The organism is Pantoea sp. T14 (assembly GCF_036663535.1).
In the GTDB taxonomy this organism is placed as follows: Bacteria; Pseudomonadota; Gammaproteobacteria; order Enterobacterales; family Enterobacteriaceae; genus Pantoea; species Pantoea phytostimulans.
In genome coordinates this window covers 866,645-880,858 of the sequence record NZ_JAWUEB010000027.1, presented here as the reverse complement: position 1 = coordinate 880,858, position 14,214 = coordinate 866,645, and the positions used below count along the sequence as shown (strand labels likewise).

Annotated in this window: 16 protein-coding genes and 2 pseudogenes; 12 read left to right on the top strand and 6 right to left on the bottom strand. The window is 50.0% G+C overall.

Going from position 1 to position 14,214, the window contains the following annotated elements; translation table 11 throughout:
* The first annotated feature begins 8 nt into the window (after positions 1 to 8).
* Positions 9 to 875, top strand: coding sequence for a type I 3-dehydroquinate dehydratase (gene aroD / locus SC127_RS22205; RefSeq protein ID WP_332628183.1), 867 nt, complete (start codon positions 9 to 11; stop codon positions 873 to 875).
* A gap of 70 nt (positions 876 to 945) precedes the next feature.
* Here the strand turns inward: aroD and betA are convergent, their stop codons facing one another.
* The 3 genes from betA to betI are packed head-to-tail and all read right to left on the bottom strand — an operon-like array spanning position 946 to position 4,739.
* Positions 946 to 2,634 (bottom strand): choline dehydrogenase, encoded by a 1,689-nt coding sequence (betA, locus tag SC127_RS22200; protein ID WP_243077848.1) that lies wholly within the window; start codon positions 2,632 to 2,634, stop codon positions 946 to 948.
* 24 nt (positions 2,635 to 2,658) lie between these two features.
* The gene (gene betB, locus SC127_RS22195; RefSeq protein ID WP_332628181.1) at positions 2,659 to 4,131 is read right to left on the bottom strand and encodes a betaine-aldehyde dehydrogenase; all 1,473 of its coding nucleotides are present in this window, start codon (positions 4,129 to 4,131) and stop codon (positions 2,659 to 2,661) included.
* A gap of 14 nt (positions 4,132 to 4,145) precedes the next feature.
* On the bottom strand, positions 4,146 to 4,739 hold the full coding sequence (gene betI / locus SC127_RS22190) for a transcriptional regulator BetI (RefSeq protein ID WP_243077849.1): 594 nt from the start codon (positions 4,737 to 4,739) through the stop codon (positions 4,146 to 4,148).
* 246 nt (positions 4,740 to 4,985) lie between these two features.
* Here betI and SC127_RS22185 point away from each other — a divergent pair, with 246 nt between their 5' ends.
* On the top strand, positions 4,986 to 7,016 hold the full coding sequence (locus SC127_RS22185; protein ID WP_243077850.1) for a choline transporter: 2,031 nt from the start codon (positions 4,986 to 4,988) through the stop codon (positions 7,014 to 7,016).
* A gap of 121 nt (positions 7,017 to 7,137) precedes the next feature.
* A complete protein-coding gene (locus SC127_RS22180) occupies positions 7,138 to 8,454 on the top strand; it encodes an MFS transporter (protein WP_332628179.1) in 1,317 nt (438 codons plus the stop codon).
* A gap of 278 nt (positions 8,455 to 8,732) precedes the next feature.
* On the opposite strand, the gene SC127_RS22175 is transcribed toward SC127_RS22180, so the two are convergent.
* Together SC127_RS22175 and SC127_RS22650 are read right to left on the bottom strand one after the other, a co-directional pair.
* Positions 8,733 to 8,918 (bottom strand): hypothetical protein, encoded by a 186-nt coding sequence (locus tag SC127_RS22175; protein ID WP_243077852.1) that lies wholly within the window; start codon positions 8,916 to 8,918, stop codon positions 8,733 to 8,735.
* Between the two features lie 62 nt (positions 8,919 to 8,980).
* Positions 8,981 to 9,040: a type I toxin-antitoxin system Ibs family toxin gene (locus SC127_RS22650; protein ID WP_215848273.1), complete on the bottom strand. Its 60-nt coding sequence runs from the start codon at positions 9,038 to 9,040 to the stop codon at positions 8,981 to 8,983.
* A gap of 291 nt (positions 9,041 to 9,331) precedes the next feature.
* Here SC127_RS22650 and SC127_RS22170 point away from each other — a divergent pair, with 291 nt between their 5' ends.
* From SC127_RS22170 to SC127_RS22135, 8 genes and pseudogenes are all read left to right on the top strand, one after another.
* The gene (locus SC127_RS22170) at positions 9,332 to 9,739 is read left to right on the top strand and encodes a lipoprotein (RefSeq protein WP_243077853.1); all 408 of its coding nucleotides are present in this window, start codon (positions 9,332 to 9,334) and stop codon (positions 9,737 to 9,739) included.
* 162 nt (positions 9,740 to 9,901) lie between these two features.
* Positions 9,902 to 10,024 (top strand): phage holin, encoded by a 123-nt coding sequence (locus SC127_RS22165; RefSeq protein WP_332628176.1) that lies wholly within the window; start codon positions 9,902 to 9,904, stop codon positions 10,022 to 10,024.
* A 107-nt stretch (positions 10,025 to 10,131) separates the two neighbouring features.
* A pseudogene (locus SC127_RS22160) lies at positions 10,132 to 10,640 on the top strand (lysozyme).
* Positions 10,621 to 11,070, top strand: a complete 450-nt coding sequence (locus tag SC127_RS22155; protein WP_332628174.1) for a lysis protein — start codon at positions 10,621 to 10,623, stop codon at positions 11,068 to 11,070. Before SC127_RS22160 ends, SC127_RS22155 begins: the two are co-directional and overlap by 20 nt.
* Before the next feature lie 206 nt (positions 11,071 to 11,276).
* On the top strand, positions 11,277 to 11,960 hold the full coding sequence (locus tag SC127_RS22150; RefSeq protein ID WP_332628172.1) for a phage antirepressor KilAC domain-containing protein: 684 nt from the start codon (positions 11,277 to 11,279) through the stop codon (positions 11,958 to 11,960).
* Positions 11,957 to 12,130: a hypothetical protein gene (locus tag SC127_RS22145; protein ID WP_243077856.1), complete on the top strand. Its 174-nt coding sequence runs from the start codon at positions 11,957 to 11,959 to the stop codon at positions 12,128 to 12,130. The genes SC127_RS22150 and SC127_RS22145 overlap by 4 nt, the downstream gene beginning before the upstream one ends.
* A 290-nt stretch (positions 12,131 to 12,420) precedes the next feature.
* Positions 12,421 to 12,645 (top strand): annotated as a pseudogene (locus SC127_RS22140) (DNA translocase FtsK); the annotation flags it as partial.
* A 478-nt stretch (positions 12,646 to 13,123) separates the two neighbouring features.
* Positions 13,124 to 13,309: a hypothetical protein gene (locus SC127_RS22135; protein ID WP_332628170.1), complete on the top strand. Its 186-nt coding sequence runs from the start codon at positions 13,124 to 13,126 to the stop codon at positions 13,307 to 13,309.
* Here SC127_RS22135 and SC127_RS22130 read toward each other — a convergent pair.
* Positions 13,275 to 13,724: a hypothetical protein gene (locus SC127_RS22130; protein WP_243077858.1), complete on the bottom strand. Its 450-nt coding sequence runs from the start codon at positions 13,722 to 13,724 to the stop codon at positions 13,275 to 13,277. The genes SC127_RS22135 and SC127_RS22130 overlap by 35 nt on opposite strands.
* Before the next feature lie 201 nt (positions 13,725 to 13,925).
* Between SC127_RS22130 and SC127_RS22125 the strand changes: the two genes are divergently transcribed.
* Positions 13,926 to 14,177: a bacteriocin immunity protein gene (locus SC127_RS22125; RefSeq protein WP_332628166.1), complete on the top strand. Its 252-nt coding sequence runs from the start codon at positions 13,926 to 13,928 to the stop codon at positions 14,175 to 14,177.
* Positions 14,178 to 14,214 lie beyond the last annotated feature (37 nt).

Genomic DNA, 14,214 nt, shown 5'->3' with positions numbered 1-14,214 from the left:
AGACATTAATGTTAAACGCACCCACAGCGATTTTACTGGCGATGGCGGTTTCTGTTTGCGCGACAGACGCCAGTGCTCAAGAGCCAGAGTCGAAAAAACAGCAGGTTCAGCCGCTTCAGGTAGGCAATGTGCGCATTGGTCAGGGACAACCCGCTATTATCGTCTCGACCTCAGGGCAGGATGAAGCCAGCGTGCTGCAAGAAACTGAGCAAGCCGCGCGCACGCATGAAGTGAGTATCGTTGAACTGCGTGTTGATAAACTCGCTTTTGCTATGGATGGACCGCGCGTCGCTAAATTGGGCCAGTCGATGCGCCAAAAACTGAACGGTAAGCCGTTGCTGCTGACCTTTCGTACCAAACAGGAAGGGGGAGAAAAAATGCTGGACGATGCGCGTTATACGCAACTTTATCAGCAATGGCTGGCCGCGGGATTCGCTGATATGGTTGATATTGAGATGCGCATCGGTGAGCAACCAATACAAAAGCTGGTGGCAGAATCGCGACAGCAAAAGGTGGCGGTGATCCTCTCTTATCATGACTTCAATGCGACGCCGTCTAATGAAGAGATGTTACAGCGTCTGGAATGGCAAGCCGCGCACGGTGCTGATGTGTTGAAAATTGCCGTGATGCCGAAAACGCCAGAGGATGTGAATCGCTTAACGTCTGTCACCTGGCAAATGCGACAGCACAGTGATAAGCCTTTGCTGACAATGGCAATGGGAGGAAAGGGGACAATTAGCCGTATCGCGGGTGAAGTGTATGGCAGCAATCTGACGTTTGGTAACCTGGGACAAGCGTCTGCTCCCGGCCAGTTGGACGTGAATGTACTGTATCAAACATTGAAAGCGCTGCATCAGGCGGGTCAGGATAGTTAACCAAGCCGGTTAACAGACAAAAAAAGCGCCAACAACTTAGCTGTTGGCGCGAGTGCAATATGGGTGATCGTTATGCGTGTTGATTTGCGCGCTTTGGCTCTGTACGCACTGGCGTATCGCCCGCCACAAAGTATTTCGCTGTGCTGCGCGGTAACTGATGACCACGAATACGGTCAGCAATTTTCTCGCCAATCATAATGGTGGTGGCATTCAGGTTACCGGTGATGATCAGCGGCATAATGGATGCATCCACTACACGCAATGATTCCAGGCCGTGAACGCGTCCATCGCCATCAACCACCGACATCGCATCGGTACCCATTTTACAGGTACCGCAAGGGTGATAAGCCGTTTCGCCATGATTACGCACAAACTCATCCAGCTGCTCATCGGTCTGGCAATCAAGACCCGGGCTGATTTCGCGACCGCGATATTTATCCAGCGCCGGTTGCTGAATGATCTCGCGGGTGATGCGAATGGCATCACGGAACTCGTGCCAATCCTGTTCAGACGCCATGTAGTTGAACAGAATCGAAGGATGCTGGCGCGGATCGCGTGATTTCAACCGCACATGGCCCCGACTTGGCGAACGCATCGAACCGACATGACATTGAAAACCGTGCGCATCAACCGCATTAGAACCGTTGTAGTTAATCGCAACCGGCAGGAAGTGATACTGAATATTCGGCCAAGCGAACTCTTCGCGGCTTCGAATAAAGCCACCCGCTTCGAATTGGTTGCTGGCACCGAGGCCGGTGCCATTTAACATCCATTCAGCACCGATTTTCGGCTGGTTCCACCACTTCAATGCCGGATAAATAGAAACCGGCTCTTTGCATTCGTACTGCAGGTACATTTCCAGGTGATCCTGCAGGTTTTCACCCACGCCAGGCAGATCCTGTACCACAGGAATATCGAACTGCTTCAGCAAAGTCGCCGGGCCAACACCCGAGCGCTGTAAGATCTGCGGCGATGCGATCGCGCCTGCACACAACAACACTTCACGACGCGCATGGGCTTTATGTGAGGTGTTACTCTCACCCACCAAATATTCCACGCCGACAGCACGCTTGCCTTCGAACACGATGCGGTCGGTGGTGGCATGCGTGATAATTTTCAGGTTGGTACGGCCTTTAGCTTGATCAAGATAACCGCGCGCGGTGCTGGAGCGACGACCTTGTGGCGTTACGGTGCGATCCATTGGACCAAAACCTTCCTGCTGATAGCCGTTGAGGTCTTCAGTGCGCGGATAACCCGCCTGCACGCCCGCTTCGATCATCGCTTCAAACAGCACGTTATTACCCGCTTTTGGCGTTGCCACGCAAACCGGGCCGTCTCCGCCGTGATAATCGTTTGGCCCGATATCACGGGTTTCGGCTTTGCGGTAGTACGGCAGGCAATCCAGATAGCTCCACGATTCCAGGCCCGGCTCTTTGGCCCAGCCATCGAGGTCCATCGCGTTGGCGCGGATGTAGCACATACCATTAATCAGCGACGATCCCCCTAAGCCTTTGCCACGACCACATTCCATGCGGCGGTTGTTCATGTAAGGTTCAGGATCGGTTTCGTAAGCCCAGTTGTAGCGTTTTCCCTGGAGTGGATACGCTAACGCCGCAGGCATTTGGGTGCGGAAATCAAAACGATAATCTGGACCGCCTGCTTCCAGCAGTAGAACGTTTACAGTGCTGTCTTCGGTCAGGCGTGTAGCTAAAACATTCCCTGCGGATCCGGCTCCGATGATGATGTAATCAAATTCCATTCGTCGTTCCTCAGGTTGGAATAATTAAAATATTGACTGAAAACGTGACAGTTCGACCTGCACAGATTTCACTTGGGTGTAGTTTTGCAGCGTCATCAGGCCATTTTCACGACCCACGCCGGAATGTTTGTAACCGCCGACCGGCATCTCTGCTGCCGATTCACCCCACGTGTTAATCCAGCAAATGCCCGCTTCAATTTGATGAATCACGCGGTGCGCACGATTCAGATCCTGCGTCACAACGCCCGCAGCCAAACCAAATTCGGTGGCGTTGGCGCGGCGTACCACTTCTTCTTCGCTCTCGTAACTCAAAATTGACATCACCGGGCCGAAGATCTCTTCACGCACAATTTTCATCTCGTCGTGACAATCGGTGAACACGGTGGGGGCAACCCAAGCTCCCTGATCAAAGCCCGCGCCAGTAAGGCGTTTGCCACCGCACAGCACGCGCGCCCCTTCAGCGATACCTGACTCGATATAACGCATGACATTATCGCGATGACTAAAGCTCACCAGCGGACCAAAGTTGGTTTCCGGCTGGCGCAAATCGCCAGGTTGGATGCGTGCCACGCGCTCAGCGATTTTCGCTTCGAATGCCGCTTTCAGCGGGGCAGGGATAAAGACGCGAGTACCATTGGTGCAAACCTGACCTGAACTGTAGAAGTTGGCCATCATGGCAATGTCGGCAGCCAGATCGAGATCGGCATCATCAAAGATGATCAGTGGAGATTTGCCACCCAGCTCCATGGTGACCTCTTTCAGCGTAGATCCCGCTGCATTAGCCATGACTTTCTTGCCGCTGGCGACGCCGCCGGTGAACGAGACTTTATCGATGCCGGGATGTTCAGTCAGCAGCTGACCTGTGACTTGTCCGGTGCCCGGCAGCACGTTAAATACGCCATTTGGCACGCCAGCTTCGGTGTAGATTTCTGCCAGTTTGAGCGCGGTTAATGGCGTCACTTCGCTGGGTTTGAAGATCATTGCGTTACCCGCAGCTAATGCGGGTGCGGATTTCCATAGCGCGATCTGGATGGGGTAGTTCCAGGCACCAATGCCCGCCACCACGCCCAGCGGTTCACGGCGGGTATAAACGAATGAAGTATCACGCAGCGGGATCTGCTGGCCTTCCAGCGTGGGGATCAGGCCAGCGTAATATTCCAGCACGTCGGTGCCGGTGACGATATCCACGCTGACGGTTTCGCTGTACGGCTTACCGGTATCGAGCATCTCCAGCTCAGCTAATTCGTCGTTACGCTCGCGCAAAATATCAACCGCACGGCGCAAAATGCGTGAGCGCTCCATTGCGGTCATGGCTGCCCAAACTTTTTGACCTTTTTGCGCCGCAGCAACGGCACGATCAACATCCGCTGCACCTGCCTGATGCACATCAGCCAACACTTCGCCATTGGCCGGATTGATGGTTTGGAAAGTTTCGCCTTCGGTCGCAGCTACGTAAGCACCATCGATATATAATTTTTGCTCGGTGAACAGGGACATATCTTCTCCTTCCTTTATTCGTGCTCGCCAGCCAACTGCTGACGGATGAATTGTGTGGTCAAGGTTCTGGCCGCGTCTGGATTGAAGGGCTTACCGCTTAATGCGGCACGTAGCCATAAACCGTCAATCAATGCGGCTAAGCCATAAGCCGCCAGACGCGCCTTATCGCGGGGGATTTCACGACGGAACTCTGCTGCCAGCGTTGAAAACAACCGACTGCTACTGACGCGCTCAAGGCGATTGAGCTGGGGTTGATGCATGCTGCTGGACCAAAAATCCAGCCAGGCCTTCATGGCGGCGTTGTGCACCTGCGTTTCGTCAAAATTGCCTTCGACAATCGCGCACAAGCGCGCTTCTGTGCTGGCATCAGCCAAAGGCCGCAGCCTGGCGGCAACCGCATCACGCAGTTGGCGGGTCACGTCGCGCATTGTGGCTTCTAATAAGCCATTTTTGTCTTTGAAGTAGTGACTAATGATCCCGGTCGACACGCCTGCACGGCGCGCAATCTGGGCGATAGTTGCATCATTAATCCCGACTTCATTAATTGTGCTCAGGGTCGCATCAATCAGTTGCCGACGTCTTATCGGCTGCATCCCCACCTTTGGCATAACTCCAACTCCACCCTCAATTCGAGCCTCTATTAAAACTTTTTTTGATTGCACGTTCAATATAAAAAGAAAAGTTGTTAGGATGCTGTGCTTCAGTTGTTACGATAAACGCAGCGGTGGGAAGCGCAATACAACGCCGTAGCGCAGATTAAGTTTTGGCAATAAAAGGGAAGGATACGAGTCAGACATCGCCTGACTTTGAAGTAAGTTCTTGATATTTTGCAGTAAATTAACCAGAGGTAATCGATGATTAATTCACCTGCCAGTGAAAAAGACAGAATCAATCCTGTTGTGTTTTACACGTCAGCCGGACTGATTCTGACATTTTCACTTGTGACAATTCTTTATAGCGATTTGGCCGCAAGCTGGATCTTAAAAACAGTAAACTGGGTTTCTGCGACGTTTGGCTGGTACTACATGTTATCCGCCTCACTCTATATCGTATTTGTGCTCTATATGGCTTGTTCGCGTTTTGGTGCGATCAAGCTTGGCCCGGAACAATCAAAACCTGAATTCAGCGTACTGAGTTGGTCGGCCATGCTGTTCGCCGCCGGTATCGGTATTGACCTGATGTTTTTCTCGGTTGCTGAGCCGGTTGCGCAGTACATGCAGCCGCCAGAAGGGGCGGGGCAAACCATGGAAGCGGCTCGCCAGGCAATGGTCTGGACACTGTTCCACTATGGCTTAACCGGTTGGTCGATGTACGCCTTAATGGGAATCGCGCTGGGTTACTTTAGCTATCGCTACAACTTACCATTGACCATACGCTCGGCGCTGTATCCTATTTTTGGTAAGCGAATCAATGGGCCAATCGGCCATACCGTGGATATTGCTGCTGTAGTCGGCACGATTTTTGGTATTGCCACGACATTAGGTATCGGTGTGGTTCAGTTGAACTACGGTCTGAAAGTCTTGTTTGATGTTCCTGAAGGGCTGACCGCGCAAACGGCACTGATTATTTTGTCTGTGGTCATTGCGACGATTTCCGTGACGTCCGGCGTGGACAAAGGGATCCGTATTCTTTCAGAGATCAACGTGGCGCTGGCGCTGGGTTTGATCCTGTTTGTGCTGTTTATGGGCAATACTGAATTCCTGCTGAATGCGCTCGTGCTGAACGTGGGCGATTACATTAATCGCTTTATGGGCATGACGCTGAACACCTTTGCTTTTGATCGTCCAACCGAATGGATGAACAGCTGGACACTCTTCTTCTGGGCGTGGTGGGTTGCCTGGTCGCCGTTTGTTGGCTTGTTTCTGGCGCGTATCTCTCGTGGTCGTACTATTCGTGAATTCGTACTGGGAACGCTGATTATTCCGTTTACCTTTACGCTGTTGTGGCTGTCGGTATTCGGTAATGCCGCGCTGTACGAAATCATTCACGGTGATGCAGGATTTGCTCAGGAAGTGATGGGCCATGCGGAACGCGGCTTCTATAGCCTGCTGGCGCAATATCCCGCCTTTAAGCTGAGTGCTTCCGTGGCAACGATTACCGGTATGCTGTTTTATGTCACTTCAGCCGATTCTGGCTCGCTGGTGCTTGGCAACTTCACTTCGAAGCTGAAAGACATCAACAGTGATGCACCGAACTGGTTACGTATTTTTTGGTCAATTGCCATCGGCGTATTAACCCTGAGTATGTTGATGACCAACGGTATTTCGGCGTTGCAAAATACCACGGTAATCATGGGGCTGCCGTTCAGTTTTGTGATGTTCTTTGTGATGGCGGGTTTGTATAAATCGCTGAAAATTGAGGATTACCGTCGGGCCAGCGCCTCGCGTGAAACTGCTCCCTATCTTGCGGCGGCAAATGATCGTCTGAGCTGGAAAAAACGCCTGTCACGTTTGATGAACTATCCCGGCACACGTTATACCCAGCAAATGATGGAAACCGTGGTGTTCCCGGCGATGCAGGATGTTGCGAAAGAGCTGGAACTGCGTGGCGGTAAAGTGACGCTGGAAAGCGTGCCAGCCGATGAAGCTAACCCGATCGGCTATCTCGATCTGCGGGTGAATTTGGGTGAAGAGCAGGACTTTGTTTATCAGGTCTGGCCGCAACAGTATTCGGTTCCGGGCTTCACCTACCGCGCACGCAGCGGTAAATCAACCTATTACCGCCTGGAAACCTTCCTGCTGGAAGGCAGTCAAGGCAACGATTTGATGGATTACAGCAAAGAACAGGTGATTATCGATATTCTCGATCAGTACGAACGCCACCTGAACTTTATCCATCTTCATCGTGAAGCGCCGGGCAATAATATTACGTTCCCCAACGTCTAACGCGCATGGCACAGGCCGGAGAATCTTTCTCCGGCTTTTTTCAGTTCTACGCTAACCCGCAACGTCAACAAATCATCTATCTTTAAGGCGTTATGTCTCATTGATTTTGACAGGGAGTCGTATGAAAAAAATCCTCAGCACGTTTCTTCCGCTTTATGCCACCACATTGTTGATGCTGTTAGGTTCCGGCCTTCTGACTACCTACGTTTCGCTGCGGCTGGCGCATGAGCAGGTTAATGGTGCGCTGATTGGTGCCATCATCGCGGCTAACTATGTCGGTTTGGTCATTGGCGGCAAAGTTGGGCATAACCTGATTGCCCGCGTGGGCCATATCCGTGCTTACGTCTCCTGCGCTGGCATCATTACCGCCTCCGTGATTGGACATGGTTTGACAGACTTCATCCCGCTGTGGGTTTTTCTGCGCTTGATCATCGGTCTTTGCATGATGTGCCAGTACATGGTGCTGGAGAGTTGGTTGAACGATCAGGCTGAATCTTCGCAGCGTGGCGTCATTTTTGGTTTTTACATGGTGGCGACCTATTTAGGCTTAAGTGGCGGGCAGGTTTTACTGACGCTGCAAAGCGGTTTTGGCGTCAGCACCTTGCTGATTGTGGCACTCTGCTTTGCGCTGTGTCTGGTGCCTATCGCCTTGACCACTCGCACCAATGTACAGGCGATGTCGCCCGCGCCAATGGAGCTGGGCTATTTCATTCATACCATTCCTAAACTGCTGGGCACCACGCTGATTACCGGCATGGCGGTAGGGGCGTTTTACGGATTAGCGCCGGTGTATGCCAGTAGCAAAGGCTTTTCAACCGCACAAACCGGCCTGTTCATGAGCTTAACGATATTTGCTGGGCTGGTGTCGCAATTTCCGCTGAGCTGGCTCTCTGACCGCTACGATCGCCAGCGCTTGCTGTTCTTTATCGCCGTGCTGTTTGCTATTAGCGCCTTGCCGCTGGTCTTGCTGCCGCACCTGACGTTTGGCTGGTTGTTGGGCGTCTCTTTTATCGCCAGCATGATGCAATTCTCGCTCTATCCGTTACAGGTTGCGTTAGCTAACGATCAGGTCGCTGCTGAACGTCGTGTTTCTTTAACCGCCTGCCTGCTGATGGCATTTGGTATTGGTGCCAGTATTGGGCCGCTGATCGCTGGCGCACTGATGCAACCGCTCGGTAGCAATATGCTTTATCTCTGTTTCATGCTGTGCGCGGTAGCCATTGCTCTGTTAAGTTACACCGCTAAACATATTCCGATGCCGACCACCGAAGTACCGTTACCGCACGTGGTATTGCCAGACAGTTTGGCAACTTCACCGTTGGGTGCGGCATTAAATCCGACGCTTGAAGAGGAGGTGATTCAGGCATCGATGGGGAGCAACGAGGATGAAGTCGAGGAGCAGAAGGGCGAACAGCCCACCTGTGATGGGCCCACATGAGTTGAAAAAGTGGACGCGGGAAGAGTTGCAGGAGCTGGCGAAGCATTACAGGCAGAAAACCAGAGATTTGATTAAGCAGCATGAGCCTTGAAGCCAATCGTTTTGAAGAACAAGTTTCACTAATACCTATTCGTTTTTGTTATTGAATACCACGCAGTACTCACCCTTTGGGGTAGTGAAATTCTTCTAAGTAAGTTGCTGATTATCATCAATAATCGTTTGGATTGCTTCATCTAAGGCCATCATTGATCCACCCTCATTAGCTAAAAAAATTTTTATCACTTACTAAGGTTTTCGGCATACATCTGCAATGCTTTAGTAACCACTGCCGCCTGTGATTCTCCAGTCTCATTTGCCAGTCGTTCCAGCAATTCGATAACGTTCATGTGGAGCTTAATACCTTTAACCTTCACGCCGCGCTTTTCATCGCTCTTTTTCTGAATGTCAGATATTGATTGTGCCATATGAAAATCCTAAATTAAGTGGGTAGGGTGAGAGGGGGTTTCTCCCTCTCTTCCTGACTGTCTTAGTAAGCTGGCGAGCTAATCACTAAGAGAACATTCAGGATGATGATTAATTTCATCATAATCCTTTTCTCGTTGGCCTCTGCTTCGGTAGGGGCCTTCCCGTTTCAGCATCTTGCTGATGTGATTACATATAGGTTAACCTATAATTATAGGCAAAATGTTTCTTCGTGTTTTAACCGAAATATCAAATAATTATTAAGGCTCGCTAAGGCAGGCTGATCGGGCTAAGAAGATTACCTTGATGCAGTGGTTAATTGGGTTTGCTTTAAATCAAAAAAGCTGGAAATTAAATTAACCATATGGCCCTAAGGTGTATAAGATTCTCCGTCCAAATATCCTGGAGAATCAAAATGAAGAAGTATTTACTGGTTTTGATGGCGGCAGCTGTACTCGCTGGGTGCGCCTCGAATGACATTGAAGATATGCCCCGAGACGCAAGAATTAAGTTCGCCAACATGGAGGGCTACTCTAATAATCCATACCCGCAAGCGAAAATGCTGGGCGAGGTCATGGGTATGAGTTGTGCTCGTAGAGGTGGATCGTCAATGATGGTTACTGAAATTGGCGGGAATATCTTTGCAACCAGCTCTGGCCCTGACGTCGCTAACGGCGCAGAAGCCCTTCAGGATATGAGATATAAAGCTGCGGTCATGGGCGGTGACGCTGTCGTAAACGCCGTTTGCAAATCAGGTGGCGTAGATTGGGGCCATAATTGCTGGTCCACAGTTAAATGTGTCGGTGATGTTGTAAGTAAATAAGGGTAAACCCTCATAATCAAATTTTAAAGGCTCACTTCGGTGGGCCTTTTTCGTTTTAGCGCCCTCCCAAAACTAAATCGGATGACCCTCATTGCTGTGATGGGGAGGAGCGCTCTTTTCTTCTGACTACAAACAGCACCGACCGTTATCACGGAGGTGTATATGAGTATCGATATGAGCAAACTGGCATCAGCCGGGACAATTGCCAATGGTCTGTTGACTAGGCTTAGCCCCGACGAATGGAGTGCTGTTGGCGTTCTGGCCGGTATTCTGTCGCGCTACTGACGCTCGGTATCAACTGGTATTACAAACGTAAAGCAACACTCACGCAGATTCAGGCGCTTCAACGCTGGCCCACCGCGCCGGAACTCACTGAGGATTAACCTATGGCTATGTCAAACGGCCTGCGCAACAAACTGATTGCAGCAGCGGGGGGCGGCTCTATGTTGATCGCTACTGTATACCTTGGCGGTAAGGATGGCGTAGAAGGGCGTGTGTATGAGCCTTACAAAGATGTGGCTGACGTATGGACTGTCTGTGACGGTCATACCGGTAACGACATCATCAAAGGTAAAAAGTACACCGACCGCGAATGCGATCGCCTGATGTGGAATGACCTGCAACCCGTAAAGAAAGCTGTAGACGGAATGGTCAAGGTGCTGCTCGGCGAATATCAGCGCGCCGCGCTCTACAGCTTCACATATAACGTCGGGACGGGTGCCTTCTCAAAATCAACCCTCCTGAAGCGCCTGAATACCGGTGATGTTGACGGTGCCTACGCGAAGAGTTGCGCCGCTGGATTTACGCCGGAGGGCAGAAGTGGCGCGGACTGATGAACCGCCGCGATATGGAACGCACCATGTGCCTGGCGGAGAGTGTTGATGATCTGGCTGGTAAATAACTGGCGTGCGCTGTTGTGGTTCCTGCTTTGCCTTTGCATTGCGGCGTTTGCTTCGGTAGCTAACTACTACCACAGCAAATACGAATCAGCATCCCACCTGGCGGAAACGCGACAGGAAACAATCAACGATATGCAGCGCCGCCAGCAAAGTGTTGCTGCTCTCGATGCCAAATACACACAGGAGCTAGCTGATGCTAAAGCCACTATCGAGCAGCTGCATGACGATGTTATTGCTGGCAAGCGTCGGTTGCAGCTCAACGCCACCTGCACGAAGCAATCCACTGCCTCCTCCGGCATGGATGATGCAGCCCGCGCCCGACTTACTGACGCCGCTCAACGGGATTATTTCACCCTCAGAGAGCGAATCGAAACAGCCGGAAAGCAAATAGCCGGTTTGCAGCAGTACGTCAGAAAGCAGTGCCTGAAATAAAAAATATTTATTGACCGCACTTTGCAAAGCACAAAGTCTATTAAATGAGTCTCGCGCAATGCGGGACTTTTTTATGCGCCTCGCACGCGCAAATATCAACCCCTAAGCCTACAGAAAAGCAAGCCTGAGATTAGCCGTAAATGGTGCATCTTAGGGGGCGGCTTAATCTGTGCGACAGGCTTGTTTCTCTATAGGAGTACCAGCTCATGCAACAGCCAGTAAATGATCAGGCTCTGACGATGACCAGCCATGAAATAGCGGAAGTAACTGGCAAGCGTCATCCCGATGTAAAGCGCGACATAGAAACTATGATGGAACAGCTTCAGGAGGATGTGAGCAAATTTGCTCGTATCTATCTGGACACCATGAACCGCAAGCAAACCGAGTATGTTCTGGATCGCGAACATACAGAATGCCTTGTGACAGGGTATAGCGCATTGCTGCGCATGAAAGTGATCAAGCGGATGCATGAGCTTGAAGAGTTAGTACGTATCCCACAGACATTACCTGAAGCGCTCCGCCTTGCTGCTGACCTCGCAGAGCAAAAGGCGGAACTGGAAAACAAGCTCGCAATTGCGGCACCAAAAGCTGATTTTGTTGATAGCTACGTCGAGGCATCAGGAGCTATGGGTTTTCATGAGGCTGCAAAGTTGTTGAAGATTAAAGAAACTCAGTTCCGCTTGTTTCTGGTTGAACACGACATTATGTATCGACTTGCAGGAAAGCTTACGCCATATGCTCAGCATCTGGACGCTGGACGCTTCACAGTTAAAACCGGTGAGAATCAACACAACGGGCACGCCTTCACACAAGTTAAGTTCACGCCGAAAGGTATTCAGTGGATTGCCGGATTACTGGTATCCAATAAGGTGAGTGGGCGGGCTGCATGACGAAAGATGAAATGCAGCAACTTGAAACCATCTGCCGCTATCTAAAGGATGGTTTTAAGGATTTGAACTGTGGACGCATTGCGGTCGGCGCATCTAATGTCGAAAAAGCTGAGGTTCTTCTTGATGCCCTAATGGCTATGGAAGAGGCAAAAAATAGGAGAAATGGTTGAGAGTCTCTTCCTCAACGGCTTTCATCACAAGGCGCATTTGCGCGTGCGCCTGATGTATATTCATCCCTTAACGACAGAGCAAAGGGGGTGAAATGAAATTTTTTATAGCTTGGGAGCATTATTCGACGCATTGGTCGTTGATTGAAAAGGGATATCATTTTATAGAAGTAACTGATCCATTTTTGATCGATATTGTTCTTGGGGAGCATCTTGAGCGATTAGCTAAATCTAAAGCAGTGGAGCTAAAATACATCGTTCCAGTAAGTTGCCAGCCAATGCCGTCAGTCCGTGAAGAAAATGAACACTGGAGGGCATCTAATCAAAAAAGCGATGAGCTTGACCCTTTATATAATCAGGCCGTAGCGTTTGTAGTCGAAAAGCGCCGGGCTTCAATATCAGGCCTTCAACGCCAACTCCGTATTGGCTATAACCGTGCCGCAATCCTCATCGAACAAATGGAATCCCAAGGCATTGTTTCTCCGGCAAACCGTGACGGTAGTCGCGAATTGATTTAACCATTAGTAATACAGAGTGTTTATTAGGTTCATAACCGCCTCCGGGCGGTTTTTTGTTGCCATTACAAAGCTCATCTGCGGGTAGGTATTGATAATGCTACGTTCCGGCTATAAGGCGAATGCAATCAGCGAAGGAAACATTATCTTCTAAAGCGAGCGCCCGTGCTGAAATGAAATCCTCCTGATACCAAACCACATCACTGACCCTTACCGGGGCTGAGCATTGATCGCAGTAAATATGTGATACCTGCTCAGCTTTTAGTGAGTTTGTCGAGGCCTTGAAGCGGTCTCCACCGCAACTCGTGCAGTGAATTTTGATGACGGGCATGGTATGGCTCAATACAGGATATTTCAGGCATTTTATATTAAGAATATCCTCAGAAAAATATAAAAATCCTAACGCAGACAATGCATTACGTTCATTTATGATTTAAGAATAAGTGCAATCGAGCACGGGCGGTTTTTTATTGGAGTGAATATGCTTAACACCTACCGTATTACCGTCACTACCAAATCAGGCGAAACTCACGAAGGCCTGATGAACCGATCACAGCCAGAGATGGTTAACGGATTCATTGGCGTTGCCCGGGAAGGTGGCGCTTGGATATACCTCGCGCCTGATGATGTGCTCAAGATGGAGTATGTGCCTGTTGGGAGGGATTAGGCTCGTCATCTTTATGATTCATTTTGTAGCTTTCATCGAGAAGTGAAATAACTTCTTCAATTTTTTGATTGAAACCTGTGAACTTAATCGTCCTTTGTGTCATTTTTCGGCCTTCTCCGTGGGCCCCACCATGGAGAGCAGAATTTTCGTATTTAACACCGACTCCTCCATTGCCTGAGGCTTCATATACTTCAGTAATTTCCACGCACTCTGCAATGAGGATTCTTCGGGCTATTGCCAATTCCTGTTGTGCTTTCGCCTGGATATCAACAAGCGAGTTAGCGGTCTCAACAGTCTCTGCTTTTTCCTCAGGGCTCGCTTTTGCATCCCCGGTATTTGACTTGTAAAGATCGTATATAGACCTGAAGGCAAGTTCCGCCATGCTTGGCCCGGCAAGGAAATTGAGAATCGACATAAGCTACCCATTTTGAATAGTGAAGTTGATCTTTATCGGTTCATCACAAAAAAACATTAGAGCAATAAATATGGCGATCAAATCTAAAACTGGCCGCCCTTCTGATTATCTACCAGAGGTGGCTGCTGACATCTGCGCATTTCAGTTCAGTGCTCTCTTGAACAGCTTGGGTTAACATCACTCTAAACATGAGGGTGTTCAATGAATTTAAAGCCAAGTTTCGAAGAGTATACGGAAGCAGAATTCACCCAACTTGTGAGTGAAATCTGTAGCGCTGAGGGCGGCGAAGATTATCAGGATAAACTTCTGGAAAATTTCATTTCAGTAAGTGAGCACCCTGGAGGTTCTGACCTGATTTATTACAGCGAAGATGAGGACGCAACACCTGTGAAGATTGTCGCCGCTGTTAAATCATGGCGCAAAGCTAATGGTAAGAGTGGCTTTAAGTCATAAATCATAAAGCCTCCTTACGGAGGCTTTTTTTGTGGGC